This window comes from Cytobacillus sp. S13-E01, from assembly GCF_029193815.1.
GTDB lineage: Bacteria > Bacillota > Bacilli > Bacillales > Bacillaceae_L > Bacillus_BV.
In genome coordinates this window covers 60,591-77,083 of record NZ_JARFVC010000004.1, presented here as the reverse complement: position 1 = coordinate 77,083, position 16,493 = coordinate 60,591, and the positions used below count along the sequence as shown (strand labels likewise).

Below are 16,493 nucleotides of genomic sequence, written 5' to 3'. Positions count from 1 at the left end.
CCATTATGCCTTCTTTCTTCTTTCACTTACAAAAAATACTGCACCGATCATCAAAAGGATGATCCCAACTGTTAAGTAGTTATACATATTTGTTGATGTATTTGGTAGCAATTTACCTTCTTCAGTTGTGGTTGTTTTGGTTTCTTCTTTTTCAACAACTGGAGTACTGTCTGAAACTAATGGTAAGGTATATAATGAGCCTTCACCCTTAACGAATAGCTGGTAGGCAACAAGTGCTTGGAATCCTTGAGCTGTTGTGAACACGTCACTCACATCTCCGCCTTGCCAGTCAAATCCACCATCTGCATTTTGGAAAGTTAGAAGGTAACCGATTAAGCTTCCTGCATCACTCGCGAATAATTCACCATTTGCATCGATTCCTAAAGCTGATAGCGCGATTATAACTTGAGCTGCAGTTGAGCTATTATCAATTTTACCAGCTTGATATTGTGCTGATAAATATTCCACAGCAAGATCAATGTAAATTTGAACTTCTGCTTGATTTTGGTGTGCTGCAAGGGCAGTCAATACCATCGCTGTTGTATCAATATCACTTGTTGCACTTCCATCCCAAGACCAGCCACCATCTTCATTTTGCTTTTCTAGTAAGTGGCTAACTAGCTTTTCACGTGTCCAAGTTGCATTTTCAGGAATCTCAAAATCAGCGCTATCTAACGCAAGTAAGCCATATGCTACTCCGTTTAGGCCTTGCTTCGTAACGTCTCCATTATAGATTGCTTCTACTAGATTGTAGCCTTCAACATTAGTAGGATTACCACCAGCTGCTAAAATTCCTAGTACATAACGCTCTGTATCTGTAATTCTTGAAAATTTACCTTCTTTTTCTTTCACTAGTTTTTGTACAGTTGTTAAGTAACTTGGTGGTACGCTTTTTCCCGCTTTATTTAAAGCGATTGCTTCCCACTCACCTATTTGGTTAGCTAAGACATACTGACTTGCAGTGTCTACCGCTGTTCCAAGTGTTTTCTGATCAAAAGGGATTGCAGGTGTTTCTACTATAATTTCATCGTTTGTTTCTTCTGTCGGTGCTTCCAATGATTCATATTTAAATGTTATTTCATCGCTAGCTTTAAGTTCATAGCTGTCAGCACCTACAGACGCCATTTCACCATTTACATAGAATGCCCAATAGTACGTACCTTCAGCTGCAAGATCGTCAATAGCTGAGATCATCTTCCCATATTGTTCTTCGCTATATTTAATTTTGTCATGTCCTAACACGACTTGTAGAAGTTGAAAAGCAGTTGGATTGTTGATAAATGCGATAGCTGTCGCTTCTTTAACGGTCTTGCCATCTTTTCCAACAACTGTAATTGATGTAGTGTTCTCAACTGGCACCGTCCAATCAATATATTGGAACGTTAGTTGATCATCATCTTGCACAACATAGCTATCTGCACCAACTTGCGCTGATACTCCGTTAATATAAAAGGCCCAGTAAAAATTACCTTCTGCAGTTAGGCCTTTAATGCCATTAATCATTTTTCCATATTGACCGTCAGTGTACTCGATACTATCTTCACCCACAGCTTTAACAAGTACATCAAAAGCCGTTTGATTTTCTGCGTCTTTGACGACTGTCAGGTCAAGTAATGTCCCTACTTCTGCATTACCGATTATCGTAATTGTTTCTTCTTGCTCTGCAGCTAACGCTTGTGTTTGGAATCCACCAACAAATAGTGCAAACACCAACAGTAATGAACTGAGTGCACGTAAATTTCGTTTCAACATTTGTAACTCTCCCCATTCATCATATTTTGGCATAAAGTGAACCTTCAATCAGTGGGGGCTTTTTCCCACTGATTGTTAGTTGAACTTATCGGACCTTTAGGGGCAGTTGATCCCACACCTAACCTCCCTCGAATTCTCCAAGTTTTGAGGTGGGGAGATTACTGCCCCTTAAGAGTGGGATAAAAAAAATCCCCTATGGAGGAGATTATGTAGAGTTAAGCGGAATACGAAAGGATCGCTCCGTCTTAACACCCTCCTATCCGCGTAGGTTAATGGTGCAATAAAAACAGGCAGGTTTCCTGGCTCATGATCATTGCTCCCTATGTCTTCCCATCCGGATGGACAGTGACGTAATATAGGTCGCTCTCATTTACAGTGGCGGGACCGCGTTGGACTTTAACCAACTTCCCTATTAAGCTAATAATCTATTTTTATTCGAATAGACGATTAGCACCTGTTTTTTGCCGATTCAGTTTTCTTATGTCGAAATCTATTATACAAAGAATGGACGGGTTTGTATAGGGTTTTGATTTGTGTGTTGGTTTATTTGGGTTGTGTCTTCCTTAAGGAGTTGAACTCTATCCTACGTGTAGAATACTATCAGACTGATAAACAAAATGATAGATACTAGAATGAGTAGTTTAATTTTCATAGATTGGCTCCTAGAATGTGGATAATTTAAAAGTAGAGGATTTATGTGGATTCAGCAAGGTGACGATTGGTTTTAAGCTTAGTTTATAGGTTGTGCACGTATTTAGTGGATTTTCGCACGTATTTTACTAAATCACGCTCGTAAACGTCAAAATCCGCACGTAAAAGTTGAGATTCTGCACATAAATCGATATATCTAGCACATATTACCAATTAAAAGGAGAATATATATTGTAATTTATGCGGTCAACTCATAGAAAATGGTGCAAGGGACCCATGCCTGACACCTAATTACTCAGTATCGCCTTAGAAAACTCACTAAAATCAACCGTGTTTTTTTAATCTCAGGAACTTCACTTAATGGACTTAAATATTGTTCAACTAACTCCCCACCAGTGGGTAGGTCATTTTTATTTGGTTCAGCCCAGTCGTTATTTTCTAATAATTGCTTTGTTGCTTTATCAATGTTGTATTCCCACGGTGAAAACATACTTCATACCTCATAGTACGAACAAACAGTAAAAAAATAAAAGTAGGCTCTTTTCGTAAATACGGCAATGTCATTGATTATAAAAAAACGATAGGTCATGTTCGTGTGACTAGCTGTAAGATCAGTGATTTTGACTTGTTGATTTAAGTAGCCTAACTACGTAATAATAAACCAAAGTAGTTAGCATTGTGGAATAATTTATTGTTATCTTTTCAACTTATAAGCCCTACGTTCCGCATATTCTGAACAAGGAAGGCAGACTTGGAGCGTAGTGCCCTTGTCATCTACATATTTCCGTAAAGGACTTACCTTTCGCTTGCAAATTGTACATTTTTTGTTAAAGAAATTGAATAATCCCATTTTCCCACTCCTTTGTCCCTTAGTATATAACCTATTCTATTAATCTTCAAAAAAATGGTGTCAGCTCGCATGCTGGCACCAAAAAAATTCTATATTTACTCCGACAATCTTTGAATCGTCTTCGCTAATAACAAAGTCCGCTCAGTCAGAGTCGGGATTTCTAAGTATTCATTTTCACTGTGCGCGTTACCTCCAACAGGACCTAGTCCGTCTACGGTTGCTACACCTGTGGCTGAGGTAAAGGACGCATCTGATCCACCCCCGGTTGCAGTATCAAACACCTTGATCCCGATTTCTTTCCCAACTTCTTCAATAACATGGAGCAATGACTTTGTCTGCTCATTTTTTTCCATTGGTGGGCGACTGATATTTCCTTCTAATGTGATTTTCGTGCCTGACACCTCGGACGTTGCACAGATTTGTTCAATTTTATCTTTTAGAAATTGTGCTTGGGCCATTTCGGATATACGAATATCGACATGGGCAACTGCACTTGGTGAAACGGTGTTAACCGATGAGCCACCTTCAATCAGACCAACATTGACACTGATACCTTTTTCATGATCAGTCAGACTGTGTAGTTGGATGATTTTATGTGCTAATTCTTCAATTGCACTTCTTCCATTTTGAGGCTCGATTCCTGAATGTGCTGCTTTTCCTTTGACGATTAACGTATAGCGACCACCACCGCGTCTTGAGGAAACAAGTGAACCATCTTTTCGTGCAGGTTCCATAATGAGTGCGTATTCTTTACCTTTTGAATTTTTTTCTATAATTGCACGGGAGGTTTTCGAACCTATTTCTTCATCACTATTTAGAATGACTTGGACATTTTCGTAACTCTTGATTCCCGCTTGCTGTAACGCCTTTAGTGCATACAAAAGTTCTACATGACTTGATTTCATATCCACTACACCAGGTCCATATGCACGATCACCTTCTATTCTAAATGGTCTTTCTGCTACCGTTCCTTTAGGAAATACTGTATCCATATGGGCAACAAGGATAATTTTTGGATTTTTTGCATCTTTATGCTGAATGACTAAGTTATTTCCAAATTCTTTTTCTTCCTTTACTTCAACAATAAAACCGAGTTCTTCGTATTTTTCCTTTAAAATCGAACCGACCTTATCGATGCCCTCTTTATGATATGACCCACTGTCTATATTTACTAGCTGCTCAATTAATTTAAGCATTTCCTCTTGCTTACCATGCAAAAACGTATTCACTTCTGACCACTCCTGATTTATTATTACGAAAATGCAGGGCGCCCGCCTAGAGGAACGTCGATTAAGACCCGCCACGTCCTGTGGCGAACATCGACATCAGCACATCCTTTGCAAGTCAAGCATAAGACGAGCCCTTCAGAAGGCGTCTTTTTGCCTTCGGAAGGGATTGTCTGAAATGCGTAAGCGCCTTGGTAAGAAACGAGAAAACTGGAGACTCCGACGAAAGAAGCGTTCTTTGCTTCTGTAGGAGGAGTTGAAGTTTCTCGAGTTTCTATGCGCTGAAGCTAGACAAGCTTATGACCTCAGGTCCGATGGCGCCCGGTGCTAGACACCAAAAACTAAGTTCAAACCTTCTATACTTTACTCTATTATATGTCTTGTAATATCCCATGACCTTCCTTAAGAGGAAAATGACATGCTACAAAATGTTCTGTATTTTCTTCAATAAGCTCTGGGACATCTATTTTACATTTATCCTGAGCATACGCACATCTCGTATGAAAGCGGCAACCAGATGGGGGATTCGCAGGACTCGGTATATCACCTTCTAAAATAATACGGTTCTTCTTATCTCTTAAAAATGGATCTGCAAGTGGCACTGCAGAAAGTAAGCCTTCTGTATATGGATGTAACGGCTGATCAAATAACTTTTCCTTTGTCGTAATTTCAACAATTTTCCCAAGATACATAACGGCAATTCGATCACTGATATGCTTAACAGCAGGTAAACCATGTCCGATAAAAATGAAGGTTAAGTTAAATTCCTTTTGAAGCCTTGCCATCAGGTTTAGAATTTGTGATTGAATCGATACATCTAAAGCCGAGACTGGTTCATCACAAATAACTAGCTTTGGCTTTAATGCAATTGCCCGTGCAATCCCAATTCTTTGTCGTTGCCCTCCACTAAACTCATGTGGAAACCGCCGCGCATATGAACGATCCAATCCAACGACATCCATTAGTTCATAGACTTGTTCCTCTAACTCCTTCTTCTTTACCTGGCGGTGTGTAATTAAAGGTTCGGCAATAATATCAAACACACGCATTCTTGGATTTAACGATGAAAAAGGATCCTGGAAAATCATTTGAATTTCTGAGCGTTTCTTACGTAATTCTTCAGCTGAAAGCGAACTTAGTTCCACACCTTCAAAGATAATTTCTCCCTCTGTTTTATCAAGTAGATGCATAATAAGATTACCTGTCGTTGATTTTCCACAACCAGATTCACCAACAATACCGAGTGTTTCGCCCTGTTTCACTCTAAAGTCAATTCCGTCTACAGCGCGTAAATATTGTTTCTTTCTTTTAAAAAGACCTTCAGAAACATCAAAGTATTTTTTCAAGCCTTTTACTTCTAATAGATACTTTGCTTGTACTTTCGTTTCTGCCATGTTAGATTGCCACCTCTCCCTCTTCATGTAACCAGCAACGAACTTTATGATCTGTTGCTAACTCTTGTAGCTCAGGTAGCTGATGTTTACATTTTTCTAATGCAAAAGGGCAACGCGGCTGAAAACGGCAGCCTTGTGGCATAGTAGCAGGACTAGGAACTGTCCCTTCGATCGATTGTAGTTCATCCTTTATTTCGTGAATTTTAGGTGTACTATCTAGCAATCCTTTTGTATAAGGATGCTTTGGATTTTTAAAAAGAGTGAACACATCGGTATGCTCAACGACTTGGCCGGCATACATAACGATAACCGTGTCAACCATTTCAGCCACTACCCCTAAATCATGAGTAATTAGCATGATTGAGGTATTATATTCACGCGTTAACTCTTTCATTAATTCTAAAATTTGAGCTTGAATAGTTACATCAAGGGCTGTCGTAGGTTCATCAGCAATTAATAGCTTCGGATTACAAGAAAGCGCCATCGCTATCATTACTCTCTGTCTCATCCCACCACTTAATAAATGAGGGTGTGAGGAATAAACTTTTTCAGCTCTCGGTATGCCTACCTTTTTTAACATTTCAATACTCTTCACTTTTGCTTCTTCTTTGGAAACCTTTTGGTGCAATTTAATAGCTTCCGATATTTGGTTTCCGACTGTAAATAGTGGATTAAGCGAGGTTAGAGGTTCTTGAAAAATCATCGCAATGTCATTCCCACGTAATTTCCGCATATCTTTCTTAGATAGTTTGGTTAAATCTCTACCTTCAAAAACGACCTCTCCACCTTCTATCTTCCCTGGAGCACCTACTAATCCCATGATAGATAAGGATGTAACACTTTTTCCACAGCCTGATTCACCAACAACCGCAATCGTTTCTCCCTTTCGAACCGTAAAGGAGACACCATCAACAGATGGAATCACTCCTGCTTCTGTATGAAAATGAGTTTGTAAGTTTTTTACTTCTAGTAAATTTTCAATCGCCATTGTTTTAACCCCCTCCTACTTCCGACTTACAGAACGCGGATCCAGCACATCACGGAGCCAGTCACCTAAAAAGATAATTCCTAAAACAGTAATGGTAATCGCAATTCCAGGGAATGTTGCAAGCCACCAGCTAGTTGCTAAATAATCTCTTCCATCACTTAAAATACCCCCCCACGAAATGGTCGGAGGTTGAAAGGGGTTTTATAATATGAAACTCTTTATAATGGTGCTAGAAGATGAGGAATAGTTAGTTTTTTAATATAGCAATGAAATAACATTCACATAAATGTATAAATTTCTATTTCCGAAATAAAAAAAGCGCAGGGCGCCCGCCTATCGGCGCGTCGATTAAAACCCGCCACGTCCTGTGGCGAACATCGACATCAGCACATCCTGTGCAAGTCAAGCATAAGACGAGCCCTGACTGAAGGCGTTTTTGCCTTCGGGAAGGGATTGGCTTACCTCAGGTCCGATGGCGCCCGGAGCTAGACACTAAAACTAGGTTCAAATTTTTATACTTTCTTATCTTTTAAAAAAAGATGCCAGTTCACAACTGACACCTTGGTGTATTGTATTTATACCCCTGTATTCATCCCATGTTCCTTCACATACCGATTCCAATCATGTTCTTTACATTCTGAACTACATGAACGAAGATGTTCATGCTCGCAATCTTCACACATGATTATGTGTTTGTTACATTCAGGATTTCCACACTTAACAATTCGTTCTTCAGGTTCTCCACAGTAATAGCATTCCCCTACCACTTTTGCCTCATCTGTGCGGTTCACTGGTACTGAGATCCGGTCATCAAATACATACATTTTCCCGTCCCATAAGCGACCCTTTACTTCTTCATCATATCCGTAGCTGATAATCCCACCTTCAAGCTGTGATACATCTTTGAAGCCCTCTTCAACTAAGAAGCCTGAGAATTTCTCACACCGAATTCCACCTGTACAATATGTTAATACTTTCTTATCCTTGTATTGACTGAAATTTTTTCGAATCCAGTCTGGTAATTCACGGAAGGTTTCAATATCAGGACGGATTGCATTACGGAAATGCCCAAGATCATATTCGTAGGTGTTGCGAGCATCCAATATCACGACATCATCATCTTGCATTGCCTCGTAAAAATCTTTAGGCTTAAGATGTTTACCCGTAACCTGATGGGGATTTACATCATCCTCTAAACTTAAATGAACAATTTCAGGTTTAACCTTCACTTTCATTTTTCTAAAGGCATGTCCTTGAGATTCTTCTATTTTAAAAACTATATCAAAAAATCGGGGATCCTTTCGCATAGCCTGCATATATTGCTCTGTTTGCTCTGGAGTTCCTGAAACTGTTCCATTAATTCCTTCATGTGCGATAAGAATACGACCCATTAGGCCAATCTCATCACAAAGTGCCTTTTGTTCGTCTCTAAAAGTCTCTGGGTCCTCGATTGGCACATATTTATAATAAAGTAATACTTGATAATTCATCTATATCACACCTATCTACCTTTATTCCTTTTCTATAATATCAAAAATGCAAAAAAAAGAAACATCTATGCACTGGTAATAATAGTAACTAAGATGAAAAGATACTATACTCCATTTTTAATGTAGTAGTTCTTCGTTACATGATTCATTCATACTTTTCTATGTAAATACAAAAGCTAGAAGGAAATGGCTTATGACCTCAGGTCCGATGTCGCTGGAGCTAGACGTAGATAGACAAAAACTCGAAGTTATACACAACCTTACAATTTTATAAATTCCTTAACATAACTAAAGGTGCCAAGCGACTGCCTGACACCTTACTTTTATCTCCAAACATTATATATAGCCCATAGTCCCGAAGTTACTTGCTTCAATTACCTCAAGATATTCTGCTTATTTCTAATTTCTGTCGCCTCATTTATTGTATGGTTGATTAATTCTTCAACCGTCTGATTTTTTGCTAATGTTAGGGTCTGACCTGTCCAAAGTGACATGAATTCTGGATTCTCCTGAGCAGCCGATGCTTTTCTAATCGCAGAAGTTAGCGTATTTTGCACTGGGAAAGGGAGAATCTGATCCTGATAGCTTTCCATTTCTGAGATAAATTGATTCTTTATACCTCTTGCCCATTTTCCTGAAAAAGCTCGTGTCATAACTGTTTCATCCTCATTAGCATGAAGAATTGCTTTTTTATAAATAGGATGTGCCCCACTTTCAACACAAGTTAGGAATACTGTTCCCATTTGCACAGCCCCAGCACCTAAACAAAGCGATGCCATAAGACCTCTTCCATCCATTATCCCACCCGCTGCAACAACGGGTATCGATACTTTATCGACAACCTGTGGAATGAGTGACATTAACCCGATTACTTGATCACGATTTTCGTCAGCAAATGTACCGCGATGACCTCCAGCTTCGCTACCCTGTACTGTGATTAGATCCATTCCAGCACTTTCATTTTGAATTGCTTCATTTGTAGTAGTAGCTGTTCCAATTGAAACAATTTGGTGTTTTTTCAACTCATCGATAATCTCTTTCGATGGGACACCAAAGGTAAAGGAACAAACAGATACATTTTCTTCCAAAATTACTTCAAGTTGTTTATTAAATGTATCGAGATCCTTTCCATAATTAGAAATCGCAGGAATTTCACCGACTACACCTAACTCTGAACGAAATGTTTGTAAACTAGCAAACCCCATATCTACTTCAACTTTAGATACCTTATAATCAGTTGGAACAAACAAATTTACCCCGAAACTATTCTTTGTCAGCGTCTTGATTTCTCTTATTTGTTCACGTAACTGATTTGGACTCATATATCCAGCACCAATCATCCCTAACCCACCAGAATTAGCAACAGCTGCAACTAACCTTGAAGTTGTTATCCCCCCAGCCATTGGAGCCTGGATGATTGGATATGTAATTTGTAGTAGGTTGGTTACTTTGTTATTCCACATTTGTATTCACCTCAGTTCCACTTCATCTATATACCATTATATTCCTATTAATTTAACTATAAAGCAAGGGGAAAAATTTTGCAGGTGCCTGTCAATCTTTCGACATCTTCTATGAACCTGTCGAATTTAATTTAATCTCATTACAACGAATCATTTGTTAGGGTAGGACAAATATTTCAAAGGTTGGACCCGTAGTCTGACGGAATGAGATATAATATGATGCAATATTGTTTAGCATAGTAATCCAAGCATTGATACATACTAAAATGAAATATTTATATATGGTATCCCCAGACCTTACTGTTTCCGGAGAAACAAAAATTATAATTATATTTAGTTTTAACGTAGGAGTAGTGAGTTATGAAAAAGAAAATACTACTAATCTCTGCCAGTATGCTGATTGCACTAATACTGTTTGTCGTTGGACTTTCCATGTACTTGTATTTCTCGGTTTCAAACACGGTTGACGTAGTTATGCACGAAGAAGTAGACCGAACAAATGAAAAACGTCCGATAGACATGAAAAAGAAAGATCCCTTAGCATTTCTTATCCTCGGTACTGACGAGCGAGGTAATGAGCGAGGACGGACAGATACGATTATTATAGTTACTGTCAATCCCACAAACAATTCAATGAAAATGGTAAGTATACCAAGAGACACAAGGACTATGATCGTTGGTCGTGGAAATCAAGATAAAATCAATCATGCCCATGCGTTCGGTGGTGTTCCAATGACAATTGCAACTGTAGAACAATTTCTAGACATTCCTATAGACTACTATATAAAGGTTAATATGGAAGGCTTCAAGGATATTGTTGATGCCGTTGGTGGAGTAACTGTAAATAATCGTTTTGAATTTACACAGAGCAACATAACTTTTCCAGATGGAGTACAACGACTTAATGGTAAGGAAGCCCTTGCCTATGTTCGAATGAGAAAAAAAGATCCACGTGGAGATATCGGACGAAATGATCGCCAGCGTGAAGTAATTAAAGCTATTATTAAAGAAGGAGCTAAAATTTCCTCCATTACAAAGATTAACACTATTCTAAATGCGATTGGTCAAAACATTCGCACGGATATTAGTTTCGATGAAATGAAAAACTTACAAGCAAACTATAGTGGTGTTGATGATAATACTGAATCCATTGAAATAAACGGTACAGGAACAACAATTAATGGAGTTTGGTATTTACAAGTGCCGGAGGAAGAGCGGTTAAGAATATCAAATAAATTAAAAGATCAACTGAATTTATAAAGAAACGAGGTTCTAGGCGATGGTATAAACATGGTCAATTGTTTCAAGAGAGTCTACCAATGAAAGAGGTTCGTAAATAACCCTAGCTATGTCCTTAATATCACTTGGATTAGATACACGTGTTCTTTTTCCTGCTAATATATCAGGATGTTTATAAATAATTTCACCCTTTGGATGTTCACGGTATGCTAATTGTACTAATTCATTATTCGACCATCGTCTATTGCTCCCCATAAGAATGGAAGCATCATCTTCAACCTGTCCAATCACTAGCACTCAATACGCTTGCTTTTCCACATACATATCTTTAGTTTTTTTCTACTTACATGGTTATATTTACTTACATCAAGTTTTTAAAATTGCTCTATTGCCTTATTTGCTTGAACCGTTAAAGAGGGGTTTTGGCCAAAATTATACGTGTTGAGAAGATGCTCTAGATCGCTCGGTTTCGTAGAACTCTCGCTGGTTTTGAAGCATTAATTAGAGGGATACCTGTTACAACAATGGGGGTACCTTTTTATTCAGGATGGGGATTAACGCATGATCGGCAGCCAGTTGGTCGTAGAGTATGCAGTTTGTCTATTAATGAATTGTTTGCTGCGCTTATATCCTATTCCCTAGGTATATTGACCCGTATACATATGAGCCTCTGACGTTAGACGAAACGATGGTACGCATAATACAATCGCCTTTTTACATATTTCCCTTACTTGCTGGTTGCTGTGAGATACAAAGATTATCGTTTTATTTTGCAAATATGTTTCAATTGCATTCATGGCCTTTTTCCTAAATCTCGCATCACCAACTGCTAAAACTTCTTCTAATAAAATAATATCTGAGTCCACATGAATGGCAATCGCAAACCCCAACCTAACTTTCATTCCTGATGAATAGTGTTTAATTGGGGAATCAATATAGCCTTCTAGTTCTGCGAATGCGATAATGTCATCCATAAGTGCGTCAATTTCCTTTTCTTTCAATCCCAGGACGACCCCATTAATATAGATATTTTCTCTTCCTGTCATCTCTTTATGAAATCCTGCTCCAAGTTCTATTAAGCCACCTATTCTTCCTCTTACTTCTACCGATCCCTCTGTCGGTGCTGTTACACCTAAAATAACCTTTAGCAACGTGCTTTTTCCCGATCCGTTCCCACCAAGTATTGCAACAGTCTCACCTTTTTGGATTGTCAGTGAAATATCTCTTAATGACCAGTATCCTTCCGCTTTTTGACGGTTTAATAATTTATTTTTAATATCAAATAAACTACTTGCACTCTTGGAATAATGTTTTCCAACATGATTTAGTTTGATTAAACAATCGTTTCCCATTGTGATTCACTCTTTTCTTACACTACATCAGCGAAGTTCTTTTCTAGTTTCATAAAGGTTATCCAGCCAATGATTAATACAAAAATGCTAAATAGTAATGAGTATAAAAGAAATACCCAATTTGGTGGTTGATTATGTAAAATTGTTCTTCGATAACCATCAAGAAAAAAAATGTGGCAAGTCCTAATAAAGATATAACAAAGTTCATCGACCCAGAAAATAGTTTTATTAATACTAAAACGGGCCTGTAGAAGTTCAGTTCTGTAGCTGCATCTCTTTGCCAACTACTTTTTAAATCAGTTCACAGGCTAATTCGCGATGACTCCATTTTCGTCAATCACTGGGTGGTGTAATTTGGAATATATTATTTTATTGGTACAGATGAAGAGAAAGTAACGTTACCTAGGATTATAGAAGACAGGGCTGACGAAGATGTTTAGCAGAACAACATCAAATAATTTGTTAAAATAAACTATGTATAACATTCATAAAACAAAAAATGGAACAATAGTTTCCTATTATCCCACTTTATCTATAATATTAATTTTAAGGAATGATTACATTTTCAGCATGTAATCAATTGCAGCTCTTTCATGATAGGAAGCTTTTGATTCTAGTAGCGATTTAACACTTTCATTTAAGCAGTCATTAAATAGAACCTGATTTTGCTTCCATTGTGTATAATGCCAATAGTACTTTACTCGGTAAATAGTCTTTAACACATAAAATCCCCCTCGAAAAAATATTCATAAATCGACGAGTCGTATTCGGAAACTGGCTGGCATAGTCAATGACATTAGCCCCTATAGTTTTGCGTCACCATTTTTCAATGGTTTTGCCGTTTCGTACAATTTATGTTGTTTAATTAAGTATATAGTAACTATGATTCTTCCGAAAAGGGTCTTTTTAACTATATGTATATATAACTTTTAAGTTATTTTTAACTGATAGATAGCACAAACAACTAATTCAAAATAATCTAATTGTTGTTACTATGACAGACAACAGCTTATCACTTGATGTTCTCTTTACTGAATCATTGAAGATACACTGAATATAACTAATCGTAAATGGGTATAAATAGAAAAAGTGACTTAAATCTAATCACGGTTATCTATAAGTGAAAGTGATGGTGTCGGCAATGGAGAATACTCGTTTTTTTATTGGAATGATATGGGGAGTAAGTTTAAGTATCCCCTTGTGGATAGCCGCTATTGGCTGGTTATATATTTTTATTCGAGTTTTTTCATGAGATAATCGAGTTAATGGAAATTCGTAATATATCCCTCCAAAACCACAAGTGAATCATAAAATATTATGTGGTATTGGGACGTAAATATTGGTTCAGATAGAATTTTCGACATCTTCAGAATTTTCGACATCTTCATAGAAGATGTCGAATAATAAATAGCAACTGCTCTCAAAATAATTTCTAGTATGACCTTGTTTCGCCAATCAGTTTCGCTAGTTTAATATTAGCCACCGCAAGCTCAGCTAACGTCACTTCATGTGATGGGTTAAATAATTTGTATTTTACATTGAATAATCCTAATTGATTTGCTAAAGCAACATAACCAGTGTATTTTTTCTGAATAAGATCTGAGTCTTTAAATGATAGTGTATAGATATCACTATGTTTTGCAGCTAAGTCTAAGCCAAGTGCTCGAATATACCAATAAGCAAGCTCCTCATTTGAAATGTTTTCATCTACTGAAAAAGTATCTTGCTCGGTATCGATAATTTTTTGCTGTGCTGCTAATTCAATGACTGAATAGTATTCATGATCTTTGTCGATATTCGAGAACGTTTCCTTGTCTTGGTATTCTACTCGCTCAAGCTCGTAGTAATTTGCAATTGATTTCATCAGAACATCAAGTGCTTCACCTTTCGTCAGTGGTGCATCCGCATTAAATGTGTCTGGGTCATCTACTTTAATAATCCCTGCTTTAATGAGATAGTTTAATTCTTGTTCAGCAGTTGGATGTGATATTTCCACACTCGTTCCTGGGTCTACTGTATAATAACTCTGACTTTCCCATTCTCCAGTAATCGCATTGTAATAATGAAATTGATTAGCAAATTCACGGAAATAAACTAATGAATAGTGATTTTTTTCGTAATCTACTTTTGTATAAGCTAGTTTTGCATCAAGTTGATCTAAGTAATCCTGCAATGCTTTTTCTTTAGCAACTGCTTTATCTATGCTTGGCCATTCTTTTACTACTGGTGATTGAACACTGTAACGTCTTAGTGAGCCATCTTTTTTTATCGATACCTGAATAGAGTCACCTGATACGATAATTCCATTTTTCACTCTTGGGAATGTTAAAAATGTCTCATCTCGATCTTGTTCAAGTTTATTTAATTCATTATTAATAGGATATGAATATTCATGCATAATCGATGGTGAAAATTCTTTAATTTTTTCTAGAGCTTTAGCAACTGCTTGAGTATATGTTAGCCCAGCTTTGTCTTTGTCTGAAGGATCGTATCCAAAAACATCATCTGAAATATCATAAAAACTAATTACTTCACCTGTATTCTTATCAATCTCGATACTAGCACCATTTCCTGAGTTTCTGCTTTCATACATATAAACTACGGAATAAATGGACCTCCCTAAATAATCATTTTCTTGTTCTGATACTTCTTGAATCCGTAGTTTGATGTCATCATTACCCGGCCTTAATAGCTTTTTAGCAATCTCTTTTGCATCATTTTCCGTTATCGGTTTAGCAGTAGTGTTAATAGGTTTGTTTGTTAACATTTTAATATTATTCAATTGTGGTAGTTTGTCCGTAAACTCACGACCAACCAACCACTTACCATCTTTTGCATGAATGGCATTGACTTGAGTCTCCACCCCATACACTAACTTCACCTGTGTTTCTTCACCACGATAATCATAATTCACCATATATTGTAATGTTACATCAAGGTCAGCCTTTAATTTCTTCAGTGCAGATTCTGCATTTAAAATAGGATTATTCTCATCATATGTTGCTTTGCTCTTTTGAAAGTCTCCGCTATAAACTTCTGTGATTTCACCATTTCCTAGGACGGTCACATTCGTACTTTGCCCCATAACAGGTATATCATTTTCAAGTCTTTCAAATTGGAAGCGATAACTGATGGGTTCTGTTAGATTCATAGGTATCGGATAATAATTTAGGTCATCACTATTTAACTGGTAGGAAAGGTTTGGATATTGGCTATCTAAAAATTCCTTTGCAATCTCAAGTGCCTTCTTTTCTGTTACTTTTGCGGGAAAAATAGCATCTTTATAATCTAAAGGTGAATAATAGAATGATTGGAGTTCTAGCTCTTCTCCAACAAATTCAATTCCACCATAGACTTGTTTACCATCATAATCTTTATTAAATGAGAGGTTATAGCGGATAATACTCTCGTCATCTTCACTATAACGATGACCCGTGTTGAAGTAGAAATCCTTACTCGATAGAAAATCAAACCTACCTGGGAAAAGCTGTTTTAATTTTTTTATGAGAGTCTCTTTATTAACCTCTGAATCTACACTAGCAATTGTAATAATTTGCTTCTCTTTATTTTGATTAGGTAAATCACTTGCGCTCACTTGTGATGAAAAGACACTTAAAGATAATGCAGCAGACAATGATAGAACTCCAACTTTTTTTAATTTCAAAAAATGATCCCCCTTGCTATTTTGATTTTACAATTAAATGGTAACACACTTCTACCAAATTAAACCAATACCTATCTATCTATCTTTTTACTTAATTTGATCTAGGTCAAATTAACTAGTAATCTGGTAATAGGATAGGGTAAATTGGCTTGTACACATATAAACGTATGCTGTTGGTGGTTAGAATATGCTGAATTATTCCCATTACATTGGGGAACCTGCTGTGAAACAAGATTATTCAGATCCGATAGGCCCGGAGCTAGACACCAAAACTCTGTAAAAACTTTTATGCATTCTTATCACTTAAGAAAAGCGCAGGGCGCCCGCCTATCGGCGACCAGCATAAGCCAATCCGTCCGGAAGGTTGTTCTTTAACCTTCCGGACGGATTGGCTTATGACCTCAGGTCCGATGGCGCCCGGAGC

The 16,493-nt window shown here is 37.4% G+C and carries 13 protein-coding genes, 1 pseudogene and 2 riboswitches; of the genes and pseudogenes, 2 read left to right on the top strand and 12 right to left on the bottom strand.

Features of this window, described 5'->3' with window-relative positions:
• Window positions 1-3 precede the first annotated feature (3 nt).
• The 8 genes and pseudogenes from PY093_RS04725 to PY093_RS04690 form a co-directional block, all read right to left on the bottom strand.
• Window positions 4-1,785: a DUF4430 domain-containing protein gene (locus tag PY093_RS04725; protein ID WP_275644724.1), complete on the bottom strand. Its 1,782-nt coding sequence runs from the start codon at window positions 1,783-1,785 to the stop codon at window positions 4-6.
• Window positions 1,786-2,024: 239 nt separating this feature from the next.
• Window positions 2,025-2,225: riboswitch (cobalamin riboswitch) on the bottom strand.
• Window positions 2,226-2,698: 473 nt separating this feature from the next.
• Complete coding sequence (locus PY093_RS04720; protein WP_275644723.1) at window positions 2,699-2,893, bottom strand: hypothetical protein; 195 nt, start codon at window positions 2,891-2,893, stop codon at window positions 2,699-2,701.
• 455 nt (window positions 2,894-3,348) lie between these two features.
• Window positions 3,349-4,482, bottom strand: coding sequence for a M20 family metallopeptidase (locus PY093_RS04715; RefSeq protein WP_481769272.1), 1,134 nt, complete (start codon window positions 4,480-4,482; stop codon window positions 3,349-3,351).
• 368 nt (window positions 4,483-4,850) lie between these two features.
• Entirely contained in the window at window positions 4,851-5,873 is a 1,023-nt protein-coding gene (locus tag PY093_RS04710; RefSeq protein WP_275644722.1) for an ABC transporter ATP-binding protein, read from the bottom strand.
• Between the two features lies 1 nt (window position 5,874).
• Window positions 5,875-6,861 (bottom strand): ABC transporter ATP-binding protein, encoded by a 987-nt coding sequence (locus PY093_RS04705; protein WP_275644721.1) that lies wholly within the window; start codon window positions 6,859-6,861, stop codon window positions 5,875-5,877.
• A gap of 15 nt (window positions 6,862-6,876) precedes the next feature.
• Window positions 6,877-7,053 (bottom strand): annotated as a pseudogene (locus PY093_RS04700) (ABC transporter permease); the annotation flags it as partial.
• A gap of 383 nt (window positions 7,054-7,436) precedes the next feature.
• Window positions 7,437-8,351, bottom strand: coding sequence for an oxygen-dependent tRNA uridine(34) hydroxylase TrhO (gene trhO, locus PY093_RS04695; protein ID WP_275644720.1), 915 nt, complete (start codon window positions 8,349-8,351; stop codon window positions 7,437-7,439).
• A gap of 374 nt (window positions 8,352-8,725) precedes the next feature.
• Window positions 8,726-9,814 carry an NAD(P)H-dependent flavin oxidoreductase gene (locus tag PY093_RS04690; RefSeq protein WP_275644719.1) on the bottom strand — a complete coding sequence of 363 codons (1,089 nt, stop codon included), beginning with the start codon at window positions 9,812-9,814 and terminating at the stop codon, window positions 8,726-8,728.
• A 360-nt stretch (window positions 9,815-10,174) separates the two neighbouring features.
• Here PY093_RS04690 and PY093_RS04685 point away from each other — a divergent pair, with 360 nt between their 5' ends.
• The gene (locus PY093_RS04685; RefSeq protein ID WP_275644718.1) at window positions 10,175-11,074 is read left to right on the top strand and encodes an LCP family glycopolymer transferase; all 900 of its coding nucleotides are present in this window, start codon (window positions 10,175-10,177) and stop codon (window positions 11,072-11,074) included.
• A 12-nt stretch (window positions 11,075-11,086) separates the two neighbouring features.
• On the opposite strand, the gene PY093_RS04680 is transcribed toward PY093_RS04685, so the two are convergent.
• Window positions 11,087-11,350 carry a capsular polysaccharide export protein, LipB/KpsS family gene (locus tag PY093_RS04680; RefSeq protein WP_275644717.1) on the bottom strand — a complete coding sequence of 88 codons (264 nt, stop codon included), beginning with the start codon at window positions 11,348-11,350 and terminating at the stop codon, window positions 11,087-11,089.
• A 227-nt stretch (window positions 11,351-11,577) separates the two neighbouring features.
• Here PY093_RS04680 and PY093_RS21365 point away from each other — a divergent pair, with 227 nt between their 5' ends.
• The gene (locus tag PY093_RS21365) at window positions 11,578-11,727 is read left to right on the top strand and encodes a hypothetical protein (protein ID WP_481769271.1); all 150 of its coding nucleotides are present in this window, start codon (window positions 11,578-11,580) and stop codon (window positions 11,725-11,727) included.
• On the opposite strand, the gene PY093_RS04675 is transcribed toward PY093_RS21365, so the two are convergent.
• The 3 genes from PY093_RS04675 to PY093_RS04665 all read right to left on the bottom strand — a co-directional run bounded on the left by PY093_RS04675 (window position 11,692) and on the right by PY093_RS04665 (window position 16,069).
• Complete coding sequence (locus PY093_RS04675; protein WP_275644716.1) at window positions 11,692-12,405, bottom strand: ABC transporter ATP-binding protein; 714 nt, start codon at window positions 12,403-12,405, stop codon at window positions 11,692-11,694. The two genes, PY093_RS21365 and PY093_RS04675, sit on opposite strands and share 36 nt — an antisense overlap.
• 557 nt (window positions 12,406-12,962) lie before the next feature.
• The gene (locus PY093_RS04670) at window positions 12,963-13,127 is read right to left on the bottom strand and encodes a hypothetical protein (protein WP_275644715.1); all 165 of its coding nucleotides are present in this window, start codon (window positions 13,125-13,127) and stop codon (window positions 12,963-12,965) included.
• 44 nt (window positions 13,128-13,171) lie between these two features.
• Window positions 13,172-13,255, bottom strand: a riboswitch (cyclic di-GMP riboswitch).
• Window positions 13,256-13,837: 582 nt separating this feature from the next.
• Window positions 13,838-16,069, bottom strand: coding sequence for a YcdB/YcdC domain-containing protein (locus PY093_RS04665; protein WP_275644714.1), 2,232 nt, complete (start codon window positions 16,067-16,069; stop codon window positions 13,838-13,840).
• Window positions 16,070-16,493 lie beyond the last annotated feature (424 nt).

Coding starts and splice junctions, on each gene's coding strand:
- PY093_RS04725 (WP_275644724.1), bottom strand. CDS start 1,785: ATGCCAAAATATGATGAATGGGGAGAGTTACAAATGTTGAAACGAAAT.
- PY093_RS04720 (WP_275644723.1), bottom strand. CDS start 2,893: ATGTTTTCACCGTGGGAATACAACATTGATAAAGCAACAAAGCAATTA.
- PY093_RS04710 (WP_275644722.1), bottom strand. CDS start 5,873: ATGGCAGAAACGAAAGTACAAGCAAAGTATCTATTAGAAGTAAAAGGC.
- PY093_RS04705 (WP_275644721.1), bottom strand. CDS start 6,861: ATGGCGATTGAAAATTTACTAGAAGTAAAAAACTTACAAACTCATTTT.
- trhO (WP_275644720.1), bottom strand. CDS start 8,351: ATGAATTATCAAGTATTACTTTATTATAAATATGTGCCAATCGAGGAC.
- PY093_RS04690 (WP_275644719.1), bottom strand. CDS start 9,814: ATGTGGAATAACAAAGTAACCAACCTACTACAAATTACATATCCAATC.
- PY093_RS04685 (WP_275644718.1), top strand. CDS start 10,175: ATGAAAAAGAAAATACTACTAATCTCTGCCAGTATGCTGATTGCACTA.
- PY093_RS21365 (WP_481769271.1), top strand. CDS start 11,578: ATGGGGGTACCTTTTTATTCAGGATGGGGATTAACGCATGATCGGCAG.
- PY093_RS04675 (WP_275644716.1), bottom strand. CDS start 12,405: ATGGGAAACGATTGTTTAATCAAACTAAATCATGTTGGAAAACATTAT.